The following is a 15,797-nucleotide window of genomic DNA, read 5'->3' as shown; positions in this document are numbered from 1 at the left end:
GCAAAAAAAAACGGAGGCCGCGAGGCCTCCGTTTTTCATTCGGTATTGGTCGTTCGCCTTACCCCAGCCGGCCCGCGGCGTGGGCGAGCAGGGTATAGACCAGGCCGGTCTCCGAAGTGAGGTGGGCGCGCAGCGCCTGCGGGCCGCGCTCGTCGCGGGCGACTTCGTCGAGCAGCCGCTCGAACTCGGCGATGTAGCGGTCGACCGTCTGCTTGAAGCCGCGGTCGGCGCGGTACTTGCGGGCGACCTCGTCGAACGCCTTCTGGCCGGCCGGCGTGTACAGGCGCTTGGAGAACGCCTTGCTCTCGCCGCGCTGGTAGCGGTCCCACATCTCGGCGGCGAGGTTGCGGTCCATCAGCCGGCCGATGTCGAGCGACAGCGACTCCAGCGGATTGGCCGGACCTTGCGTGCGGCCGCGCTGCGGCTGCTGCTGGCCGCCGCCATCGGTGCGGCTCAGCAGGCCGGAAAGCCAGCCGTCACCGCCTTCGGCGTTGGCGGGCGAGACCGGCGGCGCCTCGGTGCGGCGCGCTGTCTGCTGCATGCCGAGATCCGGCGGAGGAAGCGTGGAGGCACTGCCGCGGCCGCCACCGCCGACGGCGGCGGTTGCCATCACGGGCTCGTCCTGGCGCACGCTGGCGCGGCCCTGCGTCACCACGTCGAGGCCGCGGCCGTGATGGGCCACGATGCGGTTCAGTTCCGCGAGCGCCTCGATCTGGTCGACGATCACCTTGCGCATCTGCGCGGTGCTCTCGGCGGCCTCCTGCGGCATTTCCAGCACGCCGCGGCGCAGCTCGTTGCGGGTGGCCTCGAGCTCGTTGTGCATCTCGGCGGCCATCTGCTTCATCGCGGTTACCATCGTCGAGAACTTCTCGGTCGACTCCTTGAACATGGCGTCGGTCTCGTGCGCGCTCTGCTGATAGAGCTCGCTCATGGCATCGAGCGTATGCTGGCGCTCGTTCTCGGCGGCGGCACGCACCGCCTCGAACTGGCGGCTGATCGCCGCCGAACCTGCGCCGGCGGTTTCCGCCACCACGCGCGCGATATCGCGGGCGCGCTCTTCCGCGGCGGCGAGCGATTCATCGAGCAGGCTCGTGAAGCGCGACAGCCGCTGGTCGAGGTCGGCGGTGCGCAGGTCGATGGTGGTGACCAGCGATTCCAGCGTCGACTTGCGTTCGGCGACCGAGGTGGAGGTCGAGCGGTTGGCCTGCTCGACGACGGCGGCCGCTTCCACCAGGGCCCTGCCGTGGCTGTCGAACTGGCTCGACAGCGAGTTGAGGTCGGCCAGCGCCTTGGCGGTCTTGTCGTTGAACACCGAGAGCTGGTCTTCCAGCGTCTGCGTCGCCACGCCGTTGCGCGTGGTGACGTCGTTCATCGCGGAGACGAAGTCGGCCACGCGGGTGACCAGCGCGCGCTCCAGCGAGTTGAGGTTGTCCTGGGCGCCGGTGAGCACTTCCTGCAGCAGGATGTTGCCCTCGCGCAGCCGCTCGAACAGCGCGACCGTGTCGGTGCGCAGGATCTTGCTGGTCTCCTGCATCTCGGTGACGGCCGCAATCGAGACCTGGCGCGACTGGTCGATCGCCGCACGCGAGGCCTGCTCCAGCTCCTTCAGCGACTTGCCGACGGCGCCGGTGGCGAGCTCGCCGGCCGAGGTGATCGAGCGGGCTACGTCGGAGCCGTGCGCGCTCATGTTCTGCGAGAACGCCTGGCCGCGGGTCTCGATCGCTTTCAGCGAGTCCGCGGTGACGCGGTCGATCTCGGTCGAGAGCTGGTGCGTCCTGGCGGTGAGCGCCTCGACCAGCGCGCCGCGGCGGCTGTCGATCATCTGCGACAGGCGGTCCGAGGTCTGCGTCACATAGGTGACGATCTCGTCGGTCTTGCCGGTCATGGTCGAGCCGAAGCCCGAGGAGGCGGCGAGCACCGAGCGCTCGACGTCCGCGGAGGTCGACTTGATCTTGGCGGCGATTTCGTTCGACGCCGCGACCAGCACGTTCTGCGCGTTGGCGGCGCTGGCCTGGATCGCGCCCTGGGCGGTGCTGGCCGCGCTCTGGATGGTGTCGCTGGAGTTGGCGGCAACGGCCGCGAGCGAGCGCTCGATCTCGGCGGAGATCGACCGGATGTTGCCGGCGTGCTCGGCCGAAGTCGAAGCAAACAGTCCCTGCGCCTCGCGGGCATTGCCGAGGAGCGCGGCTGCGGTGTCGCTGCCGACGGCGGTGAGCGTGCGCTCGACGTCCGCCGCAAGCGACTTGACGTGCTTGGCTGCTTCCGCCGAGGCATTGACCAGGGTGTTCTGTGCCTCGCGGGCACCGGCGGTGACGGATTCCGCGGTGGCGTTGCCGGCCGTCGTCAGTGCGCGCTGCATGTCTGCGGCGAGCGTCTGCACGTGCTCGGCTGCACGCTCGGATGCGTTGATGAGAGCATCCTGCGCCGCGCGGGCGCCGGCGGTGACGGTCTCGGCGGTGGAGCTGCCGGCCGCCGTCAGCGTGCGCTGTACGTCCGCGGAAAGCGACTTGACCTGCTCGGCGGCCGCCGTAGACGCCGTGACGAGGGTGTTTTGCGCCTCGCGTGCGCCGGCTGTGATGGCTTCCGCCGTGGAAGCGCCGGCCATCGAGAGTGAGCGCTGCACATCGGCGGAGAGCGACTTGACCTGGCTCGCCGCGTCGGCCGACGCGCTGACCAGGGTGTTCTGGGCCTCACGGGCACCGGTGGTGATCGCCTCGGCGGTCGAGGTACCGGCCATCGAGAGTGTGCGCTGCACGTCGGCGGAGAGCGCCTTGACCTGGTTGGCGGCTTCGGTCGACGCGTTGACCAGCGTGCTCTGCGCCTCGCGGGCGCCCGACAGCACGGAGGCGGCAGTGGCGCTGCCGGCGGCCGAGAGCGTGCGCTCGACGTCGGCGGCAAGCGACTTGATCTGGGAGGCCGCTTCCGAAGACGAAGAGACCAGCGTGCTCTGTGCCTCGCGCGCGGAGGTGAGGATGGAGCCCGCAGCAGCCGTACCGACCGCGGTCAGCGCGGCCTCGACTTCCGACGAGGTCAGCTTGAGCTGGGCGCCAACGTCGGAGGAGACGCCGAGCAGCGCCTGCTGCGCGGCGCGCGCGCCGGTCTGGATGGTTTCAGATGTGTTGACCACGAGGTTGGTCAGCGAGCGCTCGGCATCCTCGACATGCGACTTGATGCCGGAGGAGAGCATTTCGGCGCGCGACATCAGGTCGTCGCTGGCCTGGCGGCCCGAGCTTTCGATGCGGCCGGCGACCGCCTCGACACGCGAGCCGAGCAGGTCTTCGAACTGCGCGACGCGGGTGTCGATGTCGGTGGCGATGAGGCCGACGCGGGTCTCGATGCCCTGATGGATTTCCTGGAATCGCGCCGAGATGGTGTCGGTCAGGTGTGCGCTGCGGCCGTTGATGGTGTCGGTGACGGCCGAGATGCGCTGGTCGACCGCCTGCACCGCCTGCAGCGTGCCCTGGGTGAGCGAGGAGGAGAGGTGGGAGAGCCGCGAGTCGATCGAATGGATCGTCTGCGCCGCGCCGTCCGTCAGCGTGGTGGCCAGCGAGGCGAGGCGGCCGTCGATGGTCTCGGTCACGGATTTCGCGCGGCTGTCGAAATTCACCTCGAGCGACTTCAGGCGGCTGTCGATCGACTCGTCGAACGACTTGATCTTGCCGTCGAGCGAGGTGTCGAGGGTGGCGACGCGGTTGCCGAGCGTGGTCTCGAACTGCAGCAGGCGCTGGTCGAGCGAGGCGGTGATCTCGCCGCCGTTGGAGGTGAGGCGGGTGTCGAAGTTGTCGACGTAGGTCTTCAAATTGTCGGAGATCTCGGCCGTGCGCTGGCCGAGGCGCTCGACGATGTCGCCGCCAAACGTCTTAACGGTGCGGTCGAACTCGGAGATGTGGCGGGTGATCAGCGCGCCGAGCGTGCCGCTGTCGCGGGCGAATTTCTCCGCGAGCTCCGCGCCCTGGTTCTTCACGAGATCGTCGAACGCGCTCATCTGCAGCGACAGCGTGTCGTGCGCGGTCTCGGTCTGGCTCACCACCTTGGCGACCAGCGAGTTGACGGTGACGTCGAGCGCGTCGCTCGCCTTGTCGCCGGAGGTGAGGATGCGGGTGGCGAGCTTGTTGCCGGCCTCGTCGATCTTGTTGACGAGGTCGCCCGAGCGCAGCTCTAGCTCGAGCAGCAGCGAGTCGGAGGAATTCTTCAGGGAGTCGTGGACCTGTTCGGTGCGGTCGGAGATGCCGTCGACGATGGTCGAGGAACGCTGCTCGAATTCCGCGGTGATGCGGTCGATGCGCTCGTTGAGCATCTCGTGGACGCGGTCGGAGAGATCGACGAACTCGTCGTGGACGTGGCCGGTCTTGAAGTTGAGGCTGGTGGTCAGCCGCTCGGAAGCGTCGAGCACGGCGCGCGTGGTTTCGGCGGAAGCTTCCTCGAGGCGGTCGAGCAGGTCGCCGCCGCGCTCGCCGAGCGCGAGGATCATGTTGTCGCCGGCATGCGACAGTGCGCTCGTGATGTGGGCGCCGCGCTCTTCCAGCGCGCCGGTGATGCTCTTGGCGACTTCGTCGACGCGCGAGGCGATGGCGTCGGAGATCAACGCGATGTCGTGACGCAAATCGATCTGCACGCCGGAAATGGCGCTGCGCACCTGCTCGGCCTGGCCGACCAGGTTGTCGCGCTGATGGGCGATGTCCTGCAGCAGCGCGCGGATGCGCACTTCGTTGTCGGAATAGGCGCGCTCCAGCGCTGCGACTTCGTTGGCGACCAGCGTTTCGAGTTCGCCGGCGCGCGCAATCGCACGCTCGATGCCGTCGCCCATGGCGGCGACCTCGCGGCGGATCGCCTGGCCCACGGTGACCATGGAATCGCTCGCCGCACCTTCCGGCTCGGAGAAGCGGATGGCGACCTGCGCCATCGCCTGCGCGATCATGCGCATTTCCTGGCCGCGCCAGGCGAGGCTGGCGAGGAAGTAGAACAGGAGCACCGGCGCGAAGAACAGCGCGGCGAGGCCGCCGAGCACCAGCACGCCGCCGCTCTGGCCGATCGCCGCCTGCAGCGAGCCGAGGAAGGAGACGGTGAGCAGCGCGCAGCCGGCGATCCAGATGCCGGCGAAAATCGTCGCAAGCGTGTAGACGTTGCGGGCAGGGCGGCCCTTCTGCAGCGATTGCAGCAACTGGCCGATGGTCTCGCGGTCGTCATTGGCGGCGCGGCGCGACGTGCGCGGCTCCTCGATCGGATCGAACATCGGACGATCGGCGGCGCTGGCGCGGGGCTCGAAATCGGGCTCGGAATAGGACGGCGCGGCGGCGGACATCGCCGGCGGGGGCGGCGGCATATCGAGATCGGTGGGCTGCGCGCTCCGGCTCGTGACCGGATTGGGCTCGCTGATGTTGAGGGCCTCCTGAATGGCAGAAAGCGCGACTTCGGTGGGGTCTTTCGCCTTTTTCGGGGTGTTCGCCATGGTCAGCCTGAGCCCTCTTACAATACGCATCCGGTGCGCCTGCAATCGTCCCCTCGCAGGGGCGCGACCGGAAAACATGCCCGTTGAGCGGAGCCAAGCCGCGCAAACTGCGCGCACTTTTCCGCTTCATCCGCCAAACATCCTATTGGTTGAGCGATGCGAATGAAATGGCCGCGATTAAGACAATCTTAATCATCGTTAACAGGTAAGTGGCGTAAGATATTAATAGTCCTCAGAATTCTTGCGGGAACCCGGCGAATGCGGCGGCGAACAGGCCAAAACAGGGCGGATTTGCGGCAGGTCCACCAAACGTTCCGTTAACCAATTTCGTGATTGGCTGACGACCGTGCCCGCAAGCCAGCCCAAGCTGCGGCGAGAAGTGGGTCAAGCCATGCCGCTCCACCTCGAACGGATCAACTGGATGTCTTCGCCGCCGCTCGCACCCGATGACGGCCCGATCGACTTCGAGCATCTTGCGCGCATGACGCTGGGCGATCCGGCGCTGGAATGCGAAGTGCTGACGATGTTCGCGGCGCAATCGGCGAAATTGCTCGACCAGCTCGCGCCACTGCCGCCGGGGGCGGGCGCGCTGGCGCATACGCTCAAGGGTTCGGCCCGGGCGATCGGCGCATTTGCGGTGGCGGAAGCCGCCGCCCGGCTCGAGGCGGCGCTCGGCGGGACCGGGGATGCTGGGCCCGGAGAAGCAAGGGCCGCGCTGGACGGGCTCAACGATGCCGTGGCCGCGGCGCAGGGCGCCATCGAGGCCTTCCTCAGCCGGGGTTGAACCGGGCAATTACCCAGCCGAATTCGAACGGTCTGTCCTGCGGTCAGGCGCTGGCATTGCCGGGATTGACCCGTTATAGGACTGCCGGGACCCCTCCATCCGCACTTGCCTCAGCATGAGAAACCATGGCCAAAATCCACTATGTCGACCACACCGGCACAACCCGGACCGTTGAAGTTGAGAACGGCGCGACCGTGATGGAAGGCGCGATCCGCAACGCCATTCCGGGCATCGAGGCCGAGTGCGGCGGCGCCTGCGCCTGCGCGACCTGCCACGTCTATGTCGACGAAGCCTGGCGCGAGAAGACCGGCTCGCCCTCGCCGATGGAAGAGGACATGCTGGATTTCGGCTTCGACGTGCGGCCGAATTCGCGTCTGTCCTGCCAGATCAAGGTGACGGACGAACTCGACGGCCTCATCGTCTCGACGCCCGAGCGGCAGGCCTAGAACGCCACGACATTTCGGCTAGCGCGCGCTGTCCGCCAGCGCGTCATCGACGGCATAGACCGTGCAGTCCGGCGCGTAGTTGCTGCAGGTCTCCAGCACCTTCGCCCGCGCTTCATCCGCCGATCGCAGCCCGGATCGGGAGGCCCACGATCCCTTCGGCGACACCGCAAAGGCCTTGTGCGGCCCGGCGGACAGGTAATTCGCAAATCCTGCGCGGCCATCGGCACCGAGGCGCGGCGGAGACGGCAGCTGTGCCGGCGCCGGCGGCGGCAGCAATTCGCGACGGCCGAGATTGCGCTCGCGCAGGAAATCATCGACCAGTGGAGTCCAGGTCGGAATCCCCCGCGAAAACAGGTAATGCCCGTCGTCGCCGAAGGCGGGCAGGCTGATCAGTTGCGCGCGGCCGCCGCCTGCGGTGAACGCGTCATGCATGCGCCGCACGAGCTCGGGACCGAAGTAACTGTCATCGGCGGCGTAGAGCCACAGCGTCGGCGTTCGTGCGCTGGCGCCGAGGGTCTTGTAGGCGTTGACCAGCGCGCTCTCGCTGGCGGCCGCCTGGATGTTGCTGCCGTCAGCCTTTCGCCAGCGCCGGCCGCCGGCGAAATTGATCACCGCCGCAAGTCCCGGCGGCGGATCGGCAGCGAGCGCAACGCTGGCCAATCCGCCGGCCGACGTGCCGACCGCGATCATGCCCTGCGTCGTGACGCCGGCACGGCCTTTCATCGCCGCGATCGCCGCACGCAGGTCGGTGGACGTTGCCTGGAACGAATTCGAATAGCGTTCCGGGCTGCAGCAGGTCCGCTCGGCGTAGACGCCGCCCGATTCGCCGTAGCCCCGCCGCATCACCACCAGCGCCGCAAAGCCGCGGCGGGCGAATTCGATCGCTTGCCGGTACAACCCGTAGGGCGACATTTTGGGTCGTTCCTGCGGATCCGGCGGCGAGCCGTGGCTGATCAGCGCCAGCGGATATGGCCCGACGCCCGCGGGGCGGATCAGCAGCGCCTCGAGGCCGCCTGGGCCGGCGGCAGCAAGCGGGATGCGGAGGTCTTCGCGGATGTAGTCCTGAGCGGCGGCGGGCCACGTGGCGGCGAGGGCGAGAGCGAGGGCAAGCCACGCCGCGCGCTTCATTGTCCGTCGTATCCCCGCCTGAACCAGCGCCGGAAATTCGCTCTGATCTCGTCGGTTAGGGCTACAGGCTTGCGCGTCACCTGATCGACCAGCACGTTGACCGCTCGGCCTGAGGCCACGCACTTGCCTTCCGAAAACACCACCTGGTCGAAGCTCACGGAGGTGCGTCCGATCTTCGCAACGCCCAATCCGAGATCGATCTTTCCGGGCCAGTGCAACTCGGCGCGGAAGTTGATGTCGAGCCGCACCATGACCCAGCCATAGCCCTCGGGCGACAGCCCGTTGGCAACGTCCTTCATCAGCAGGACCCGGCTGGTCTCGAAATAGCTGGCATAGCTCGCATTGTTGACGTGCTGGTTCGGATCGAGGTCGGCAAAGCGGACATTGTCCGACAGCCGGTAGGGAAAATCCTCCAGCAACGGCTCGGCCTCGGCACGGATGGGGGCGTTCACGGCTTCAAGTTCTCCGAAAATCTCAACTCCCATTCAACCCGGATGTTGTGCCACCGCAAGGGGTTACCTTGCAGGGCTCATATTATCGCTTTCCTGTTCCCCCGGCGTTGGCTAGGAAGACAGCGCCCCCATCGCCGTCCAGGCCTCAGTTCCTGCGGTCCAACCGAAAAAGTAACGACATGAGCGAAGTGATCAAAACCGATGTGCTGATTATTGGCGCGGGTCCGTGCGGCCTGTTCGCCGTGTTCGAACTGGGCCTCCTGGACATGAAGACGCATCTGGTCGACATCCTCGACAAGATCGGCGGGCAATGCGCCGAGCTCTATCCGGAAAAGCCGATCTACGACATTCCCGGCATTCCCATGGTGACCGGCCAGGGCATCACCGACGCGCTGATGGAGCAGATCAAGCCGTTCCATCCGACCTTCCACCTCAACGAGATGGTGGAGACGATTGAGAAGATTGGCGATCCGCTGTTCCGCGTGAAGACCGACGCCGGCAAGGAGTTCGAGGCGAAGGTCGTGGTGATCTCCGCGGGCGGCGGCTCGTTCCAGCCGAAGCGGCCGCCGGTGCCGGGCATCGAGGCCTATGAGGGCACTTCGGTGTTCTACGCCGTGCGCAAGATGGAGCAGTTCCGCGACAAGAACGTGCTGATCGTCGGCGGCGGCGATTCTGCGCTCGACTGGACGCTCAATTTGCATCCGGTGGCAAAGCGCATCACGCTGTTGCATCGTCGCGACGATTTCCGCGCCGCCCCCCACAGCGTCGAACAGATGCGTGCGCTGGTGGCCTCCGGGAAGATGGATCTCAGGATCGGCCAGGTCACCGGCCTCGAAGGCGCGAACGGTCAGCTCGCCGGCGCCAATGTGAAGGGCAACGACAATGCCATGAGCAAGGTCGATTGCGATACCATGCTGCCGTTCTTCGGACTGACCATGAAGCTCGGTCCGGTGGCGAACTGGGGCGTCGCGCTCGACAACAATCTGATCCCGGTCGATACCGCCGCATTCGAGACCAACATCCCCGGCGTGTTCGCCATCGGCGACATCAACACCTATCCGGGCAAGCTGAAGCTGATTCTTTCCGGCTTCCACGAGGGCGCGCTGATGGCGCAGAAGGCGCACCGCTACGTCTATCCGGACAAGCGGCTGGTGTTCCAGTACACGACCTCATCGTCGAGCCTGCAGAAGAAGCTCGGAGTCAACTGATTCAAGCGGGAATGTGGCCGCGGGCCTCGCGGGAACGTGCCCGCGGCCTGCCATGCGCCACTGGCACCATCCGCGAAATGGCCTTAGTCTGCGGCCATTGAATTTGTCGATTGATCAAGGTGATGACGATGCGGAATGCCCGTTCCCTGCTGCTTTCGATCGCGACCGGTCTCACATTGACGCTGTCAGCCGGCGCGGCGCTGGCCCAGACGGCAAGTCCGCCGTCGCGCACCGCGGAGCCTTCGGCCGCCGGGCTGTGGCAGAAGATCGAGAAAGGCAAGACGGTCGGCATGTTCCTCGTGATCGAGCGCAACGGCCTGTTCGAAGGCGTGATCGCCAAGATGTTCCCGCAGCCCGGCGATGCCCCCAACCCGGTCTGCTCGAAGTGCACCGACGATCGCAAGGACATGCCGTGGCTCGGCATCCCCTTCATCCGCGACATGAAGCGCAACGGGCTGGTCTATGAAAACGGCAACGTGCTCGATCCGCGCGACGGCCAGGTCTACAAGGCCAAGATGACGGTCAGCCCCGACGGCCAGACGCTGACCATGCGCGGCTTTGTCGGCATCGCGCTGTTCGGCATGGACGAGGTCTGGACGCGGCTGCCGGACAAGGAAATGGCGAATCTCGATCCCGAGATCATCCAGAAATATCTGCCGCCGGCACAGGCGGCCGCGCTGTTGAAGCAGGCGCCGAAGAAGGGACCAGCGCCCGGTGGCGCGATGGCGCCGGCCCGTCCGCCCGCAGGCGCGATGGCGCCGGCGCGGTGACGTTGCCTCGCTCGCGCGTCGTGGCCCGCTGATTCCATGTCCAACGTTCTCGCCGCCATTGCCGAGCTCGCGCCCGGCATCCGCGCGCGTGCCGATGAAATCGAAAAGGCGCGCCGCCTGCCGGCCGATCTTGCGCGATCGCTGGCGCGCACTGGTGCGTTCCGCATGCTGGTGCCGCGCGACGTCGGCGGGCTGGAGCTTGCGCCCGGTGCCGCGCTGCGCGCCATCGAAGCCGCCGGCGCGGCCGATGCGTCGGCCGGCTGGTGCGTGATGATCGGCGCCACCACGGGCCTGAACGCGGCGTATCTGCCGCTCGAGACCGCGCGCGAAATCTTCGGCCCGCCGGACACCATTGCCGGCGGCGTGTTCGCGCCGATGGGCAAGGCGGTGCGCGACGGCGACGACTATGTGCTCGAGGGACGCTGGCAGTGGGCGTCGGGCTCGGCCAACTGCGACTGGCTGCTTGCCGGCGCCATCGTGTTCGAGAACGGTGCGCCGAAAAAACTGCCCGGCGGGATGGTCGACGACCGCAAGCTGATCTTTCCGGCGTCGGCCGCAACGCTGAACGACACCTGGCATGTCACGGGCCTGTGCGGCACCGGCTCGGGCGAGATGGCCGTCTCGGGCCTCCGCGTGCCGGCACGGCGTGCGACGTCCTATGTGGAAAGCGGGCCGCGGGCCACCGGCGCGCTCTATGCGTTTCCCGTGTTCGGCCTGCTCGCGCTCGGCATTGCCGCGGTGGCGCTCGGCAACGCCCGCTCGGCGATCGACGATCTGATCGGACTCGCCGGCGGCAAGCAGCCGCAGGGCTCGCGGCGCACGCTCGCCGAACGCGGCTCGGCGCAGACGGCGCTCGCCACGGCGGAAGCGGACTGGCGTTCGGCGCGCGCCTTCTTCTACGAAACCGTCGATGCGGCCTGGCAGGTCGCGCAGGCCACCGGGCAGGTGGATGTGCGGCAGCGCGCGCTGCTGCGGCTCGCGGCCACCAACGCCACGCGCAAGTCGGCCGACGTCACGCGCGCCATGTACGATCTCGCCGGCGGATCGTCGGTGTTCCTGTCGTCGCCCTTGCAGCGCCGCTTTCGCGACGCCCACGTCGCCACCCAGCACCTGATGGTCTCGCCGCCGACCTATGAGCTCACCGGCCGCGTGCTGATGGGACTGCCGATCGACCCGGCGACGCCGCTGTGAGGCGTCAAGCGGTGAAACCAAGATTTCCCGGCAGGTGAGCAAGCTTCCGAGCTTGACGATCTGCGACCCACAAAGGGCTCAAACCAGCCTCTTGCCCGGTCTTGAACAGTCAGCGGGGCGACATCTGGGACGGGGGCGTGATTGCTGAGCCGCGAATTTCTTGACGGCGTGCAATCAATCCAAAACAAGCCATGACAACGATACGCGGAATTGGCTCGCTTCCAGAGAGATAGTTTTCGATTTGTCGACGACTTCTTCCCAAGAGGACCGCCACCTCGTTGTGAGTGAGTCCGTACGTCGACAAGAAGTTTGCAAAGTCTTGCGGCGTCATCATCTCTTCGGCCAGCTCTTCAACGCTGTCGGCGGCCATGTCGATTTCGTCGGAATCTCCCCATGCGAGAATTCTTCCATCTTCGACCAGATGCACCGTCTTGAACAATTCTCGATCGCTACGAAGAGGACGATAGTGCTTCAGCAAGTTGACCATCGGCGACAGGTCAACCACGTCTGTACGTCCGGTTCGAATGCCGGCAGACCAAACCACTCGAACAACGAGATGATCGACTACGCTCACCTCGGCAATCTTCGGCATCGGGATGGTTAGTGAGAGGCTAGTCGTCGCGTTCATTGAACTCATCCCATTTTTCCAAGAGGAACGCTTCGTTGGATGTCACCCAACCCAGTATCTCTCGGAGATCCGCGGCTGGAGCCCATCCCCGTCTGACTTCACGCGTCTTGATGGCCACGATGACCTCCCAACCGGGACCAAGGGCGTGCAGGTGCGGAGGCGGATGCTCGTTGCGCGCATGGACGTAGAGGTTGCAGTTCGTCAGTCGGTGGACACGGGGCATAGGACCGAGCATCCACTATTTCAAAGTTAGGTCAAAGGACCCCCACACGCAATGGGATATGTGAAATTATTGCACACAAGCCAAAAAGCTGTTAATAATTAATAGTTTAGTGCCGCGAAATTAGCGCCCCTCTACCGGCGTCATCGGCCGCGAGACCACATCCGGCGCGCCCGCATCGAGCTGCAGCACGGCGGCGGCGGCTGGCACGGCGGCATCGGCCATCACGGCGTGGCCCTCAGCGCTCGGATGTACCGCGCCGCCATAGACCGCCGACAGCACGCCCCAGGTGGCGTCGTGAATGTCGGAGGGCTGCATCGAGGCGGGCAGCCCTTGCGGATACGTCATCGCGGCGAAGTAGCTGTCATTGGCGTCGCGGACCCAGCGGGCGCGCGGCAGGTAGGCGCGATATTCGCTCGGGCTGCGGCCGCACACCATCGGCTGGCCGGCGGCGACGACGAGATCGGTATTGAAGCTCTCGCCGTTGGCGGCAAAGCATTCGCGGTCGAATTCCGGATCGGTTTGCGCGCGCGCGCAGAAGCCGTGCCCGGCGAACGCGGACTGATGGGCGTCGACGAAGGTCATGCGATCGGCTTGCGGATTGCGGCAGAGGATGCCGGCCTCGCACCGTGCCATTGCCTTCAGCTGCGGCAGGAACTCGTTCTGGACGAACGCCGAGACGGTAGCGAGCCGCCGCGGCTCGGCGTTGAACGAGGGATGGATTTCAAATCCGGCACGGCCGCCGGGGCAGGGCCCGCCGCTCTCGGTGAGAGTCGGGTTGGCGTAGGAAGTATAGACCACGCGCGAGAGGTCGCCGACCAGCGGCCGCAGCGCCTCGCGCATCTTGGCGAAACCCTGCGGCAGGTCGCGCGCCAGCACGCTGCGGGAATCGTCCACCGTCGCCATGACGCCGCTGCGGCGGAACAGCACGCGCTCGGTCGGATAGTCGACGATCACGTCGGCGACGAGACCGGAGAAATAGATGTCGTTGGCGCCGATCGACAGCAGCACGAGGTCGAGCGTGCGCTCGGGCTGGCGGCGTTTGGCAGCGGTCAGCGCCTCGCGCAATTCGGCGATCTGGCTGTTCACCGTGCCCTGGCAGGTGCTGTTGGATTTCGACGGCGGGCATTCGCGAAAACGCTGCGAGCCGAACAGGCCGTCGGCGATGGTAGCGCCCGTGCAGGCGAGCGGCAGGTAGGTCACCGCGATGTGCGGATATTGCACGGCAAGCTGCAGCGCGGTGCGGGTCTGGTAGCTGTAGAGCGAGCGGTGGCAGGCCGGGTTGAACCAGTGGGCGCCCTGGCGTTGCCACACCTGCAAGGAGTCCGGCGCCTCGCAGGCGCGGCCGCCCCTGTAGCCGGCGCGGCTCGGCCGGTAGTACTGCGAGGTGGCGGAGGAGAGATAATAGCGGAAGCAGAAGCCCTCGTCGGCGAGCGCGATCGGCCGGTCCGGGTTGCCCTCGCCGGAGGCGATGCTGTCGCCGAGACCGGCGATGAAGATATCGCGCACCGCGATCTCGGTCGTGACGCGCTGGGTGCCTTCGGCACTGGCGACGTCCACCAGCGCCGCCGTGGTGCGCCCGTAGCGGACGCGCAGATTGACCGGTTCGGCGCAATCGAAGGTCGAGGATTGCGGCCCGTCGCCGTCGTCGAAGGTCCAGGCGCAGGTGGCGCCGACCGGCACCTGCCCGGCGAGGCGGACGGTGACGGGATGATCGACCGGCGTGAGATAGCTTTCCTTGACGTTGTCGCGGGTGCAGGGCTCGCTGACGCGCCCGGTGACGTCGATGCAGAGCCGGCCGACGGTGTTGCGCGCCCAGCCGCGGCCGTCGCTCTGCACGCTCAGCGCCTGCTCGGCCGCGAGCACGCTGCGGCCGCGGCCGGCGTCGGCCTGCAGCAGGAAATCGCGCTCCTCGCGGAACAGGCGGAAGCGGTTGCGGACCTCCCAGGAAATCTGCATCGGGATCTGCATCGGGCCGGCGGTCTGCGCCTCGGCCCGCGCGACCGGCAGCGCGACGGACAGGTTCATGAACAGCGCCGCTAGGGCGAGGGTGTGCAGGAGAATTCGGGCCATGGCGCGTTGAACGTTAGCGGTAAGGCGGAAATAAGAGAACAGCCCCTGCGGCTAAAACCCCAAAGGCGGCTGTTCCGATAAATTCGCTGTTACTTCCGGCCCATTGCTTCCCGGCCCTGCACCGGCTGCCGCACGGCGGCCGCGGCTGCGGCCGCCGCGCAGGCCTCACTTAGCCGTCGCCGCTCCTGCCAGGGCTGCAAGATGTTGAGCCAGAATTCGCGCAGACCCATGATGGAAATCGAGATGCCGAAGGGGATCAGGAAGTAGAGGATGCGGAACACCACCAGCGTCGCCAGCAGCTGCTCCTTGCCAAACGCCGGCAGCGCCAGCAGCATCGCCGCGTCGAACACGCCGATGCTGCCGGGGGCGTGGCTGGCGAAACCGAGCAGCGTCGCCAGGATGAACACCACCGCCAGCGAGACGAAGTCGATGTGGGGCTGCATCGGCATCAGCAGGTACATCGCCAGCGCGCAGAAACCGAGATCGATCACGCCGATCAGGATCTGCAGCAAGGTGAGCCGCGCCGATGGCAGCACCACCTTCCATCCGTTCTGGCCGAGCTGGCGCCGCGTCTTGCCGCTCTTCAGCCAGACCAGATAGGCCGCGATGCCGGCAAGGCAGCCGATTCCGATCAGGCGGTTCATCTCATCCGGCAGCAGGTCCATCGTGGACGCCGCCGAGGGGTGCCAGCTCATGCCGATGCCGAGCACGAACAGATTGCCGAGCCAGAAGGTGAGGCCGGAGAGAAAGCAGATCTTGGCGACGTCGATCGCGGTCAGCCCGTAGTCGGAATAGATGCGGAAGCGGATGGCGCCGCCGGTGAAGACGGTGGCGCCGATGTTGTGGCCGATGGTGTAGCTCGTGAAGCTGGAGAGCGCGGCGATGCGGTAGGGTACGTGATTGCGGCCGATCGTGCGCAGCGCGAAGAAATCGTAGAAGGTCAGCGTGCAGAAGGCGCCGACGACGCACAGCGCGGCGAGCGCGATGCGATGCGGCGCGATCTCGGTCAGCGCCACCAGCAGGACGGCGGAGTCGACCCCCTTCAGCGTGCGCACCAGATGCGTGATCGCGAGCACGATGATGAGAAGGCTCGCAGCGATGCCGAGCCGCTTCCAGCCGATCTTTTCCTTGAAGCCACGCCTGAGCGCGGTCAGCAGCCGATACATTCATCCTCCCGGCGGGGACGGCAATCCAGGAGCCCGTCATGCGATGACGGGCGACGGTCACTCGCACCGTCTGCGCAGACCCATAAGGCAAAACCGGCGCCTTGTGCAGTCCTTGACAAGGCAGCCTTTCAGCCTTCGTGCGCGGTCATTGTCATACTACGTACATAAGCCTTAAGGCAGGAAAGTCGAATCGGGTCGTTGACGCGGGTCAACCACTTCGTACGGCCCGGGATCGCCGAAGTTTCCCGCCATATTCATCCCGCGTTCAGAAATATCTCCGCG

The 15,797-nt window shown here is 66.5% G+C and carries 12 protein-coding genes; 5 read left to right on the top strand and 7 right to left on the bottom strand.

The genetic code is table 11. The features are described from left to right. Positions 1 to 58 precede the first annotated feature (58 nt). Positions 59 to 5,449: a methyl-accepting chemotaxis protein gene (locus HZB49_RS16260; protein ID WP_291613336.1), complete on the bottom strand. Its 5,391-nt coding sequence runs from the start codon at positions 5,447 to 5,449 to the stop codon at positions 59 to 61. Positions 5,450 to 5,840: 391 nt separating this feature from the next. Here HZB49_RS16260 and HZB49_RS16255 point away from each other — a divergent pair, with 391 nt between their 5' ends. Together HZB49_RS16255 and HZB49_RS16250 are read left to right on the top strand one after the other, a co-directional pair. Further along, on the top strand, positions 5,841 to 6,233 hold the full coding sequence (locus HZB49_RS16255) for an Hpt domain-containing protein (RefSeq protein ID WP_291613098.1): 393 nt from the start codon (positions 5,841 to 5,843) through the stop codon (positions 6,231 to 6,233). Between the two features lie 125 nt (positions 6,234 to 6,358). Next, complete coding sequence (locus HZB49_RS16250) at positions 6,359 to 6,679, top strand: 2Fe-2S iron-sulfur cluster-binding protein (RefSeq protein ID WP_291613096.1); 321 nt, start codon at positions 6,359 to 6,361, stop codon at positions 6,677 to 6,679. 18 nt (positions 6,680 to 6,697) lie between these two features. On the opposite strand, the gene HZB49_RS16245 is transcribed toward HZB49_RS16250, so the two are convergent. Further along, positions 6,698 to 7,807: a CocE/NonD family hydrolase gene (locus HZB49_RS16245; RefSeq protein ID WP_291613095.1), complete on the bottom strand. Its 1,110-nt coding sequence runs from the start codon at positions 7,805 to 7,807 to the stop codon at positions 6,698 to 6,700. Further along, on the bottom strand, positions 7,804 to 8,259 hold the full coding sequence (locus tag HZB49_RS16240; RefSeq protein WP_291613093.1) for a thioesterase family protein: 456 nt from the start codon (positions 8,257 to 8,259) through the stop codon (positions 7,804 to 7,806). The genes HZB49_RS16245 and HZB49_RS16240 overlap by 4 nt, the downstream gene beginning before the upstream one ends. A gap of 179 nt (positions 8,260 to 8,438) precedes the next feature. On the opposite strand from HZB49_RS16240, the gene HZB49_RS16235 reads away from it, so the two are divergent. The 3 genes from HZB49_RS16235 (at position 8,439) to HZB49_RS16225 (ending at position 11,428) form a co-directional block, all read left to right on the top strand. Continuing rightward, positions 8,439 to 9,467: an NAD(P)/FAD-dependent oxidoreductase gene (locus tag HZB49_RS16235; RefSeq protein ID WP_291613091.1), complete on the top strand. Its 1,029-nt coding sequence runs from the start codon at positions 8,439 to 8,441 to the stop codon at positions 9,465 to 9,467. 122 nt (positions 9,468 to 9,589) lie between these two features. Continuing rightward, a complete protein-coding gene (locus HZB49_RS16230; RefSeq protein WP_291613088.1) occupies positions 9,590 to 10,237 on the top strand; it encodes a DUF2147 domain-containing protein in 648 nt (215 codons plus the stop codon). Between the two features lie 36 nt (positions 10,238 to 10,273). Further along, the gene (locus HZB49_RS16225; protein ID WP_291613086.1) at positions 10,274 to 11,428 is read left to right on the top strand and encodes an acyl-CoA dehydrogenase family protein; all 1,155 of its coding nucleotides are present in this window, start codon (positions 10,274 to 10,276) and stop codon (positions 11,426 to 11,428) included. A gap of 109 nt (positions 11,429 to 11,537) precedes the next feature. Here HZB49_RS16225 and HZB49_RS16220 read toward each other — a convergent pair whose 3' ends face one another. From HZB49_RS16220 to HZB49_RS16210, 4 genes are all read right to left on the bottom strand, one after another. Beyond that, positions 11,538 to 12,056, bottom strand: coding sequence for a hypothetical protein (locus HZB49_RS16220; protein ID WP_291613085.1), 519 nt, complete (start codon positions 12,054 to 12,056; stop codon positions 11,538 to 11,540). Then, positions 12,040 to 12,279, bottom strand: coding sequence for a DUF4160 domain-containing protein (locus HZB49_RS30065; protein ID WP_365858119.1), 240 nt, complete (start codon positions 12,277 to 12,279; stop codon positions 12,040 to 12,042). The genes HZB49_RS16220 and HZB49_RS30065 overlap by 17 nt, the downstream gene beginning before the upstream one ends. A gap of 120 nt (positions 12,280 to 12,399) precedes the next feature. After that, complete coding sequence (locus HZB49_RS16215; protein ID WP_291613083.1) at positions 12,400 to 14,349, bottom strand: hypothetical protein; 1,950 nt, start codon at positions 14,347 to 14,349, stop codon at positions 12,400 to 12,402. 89 nt (positions 14,350 to 14,438) lie between these two features. Beyond that, a complete protein-coding gene (locus tag HZB49_RS16210; RefSeq protein ID WP_291613081.1) occupies positions 14,439 to 15,515 on the bottom strand; it encodes a YbhN family protein in 1,077 nt (358 codons plus the stop codon). Positions 15,516 to 15,797 lie beyond the last annotated feature (282 nt).

This window comes from Bradyrhizobium sp. (genome assembly GCF_016219575.1).
In the GTDB taxonomy this organism is placed as follows: Bacteria; Pseudomonadota; Alphaproteobacteria; order Rhizobiales; family Xanthobacteraceae; genus Bradyrhizobium.
The sequence above is the reverse complement of the archived record's forward strand: the minus strand, read 5'-3'. Positions and strand labels throughout refer to the sequence as shown.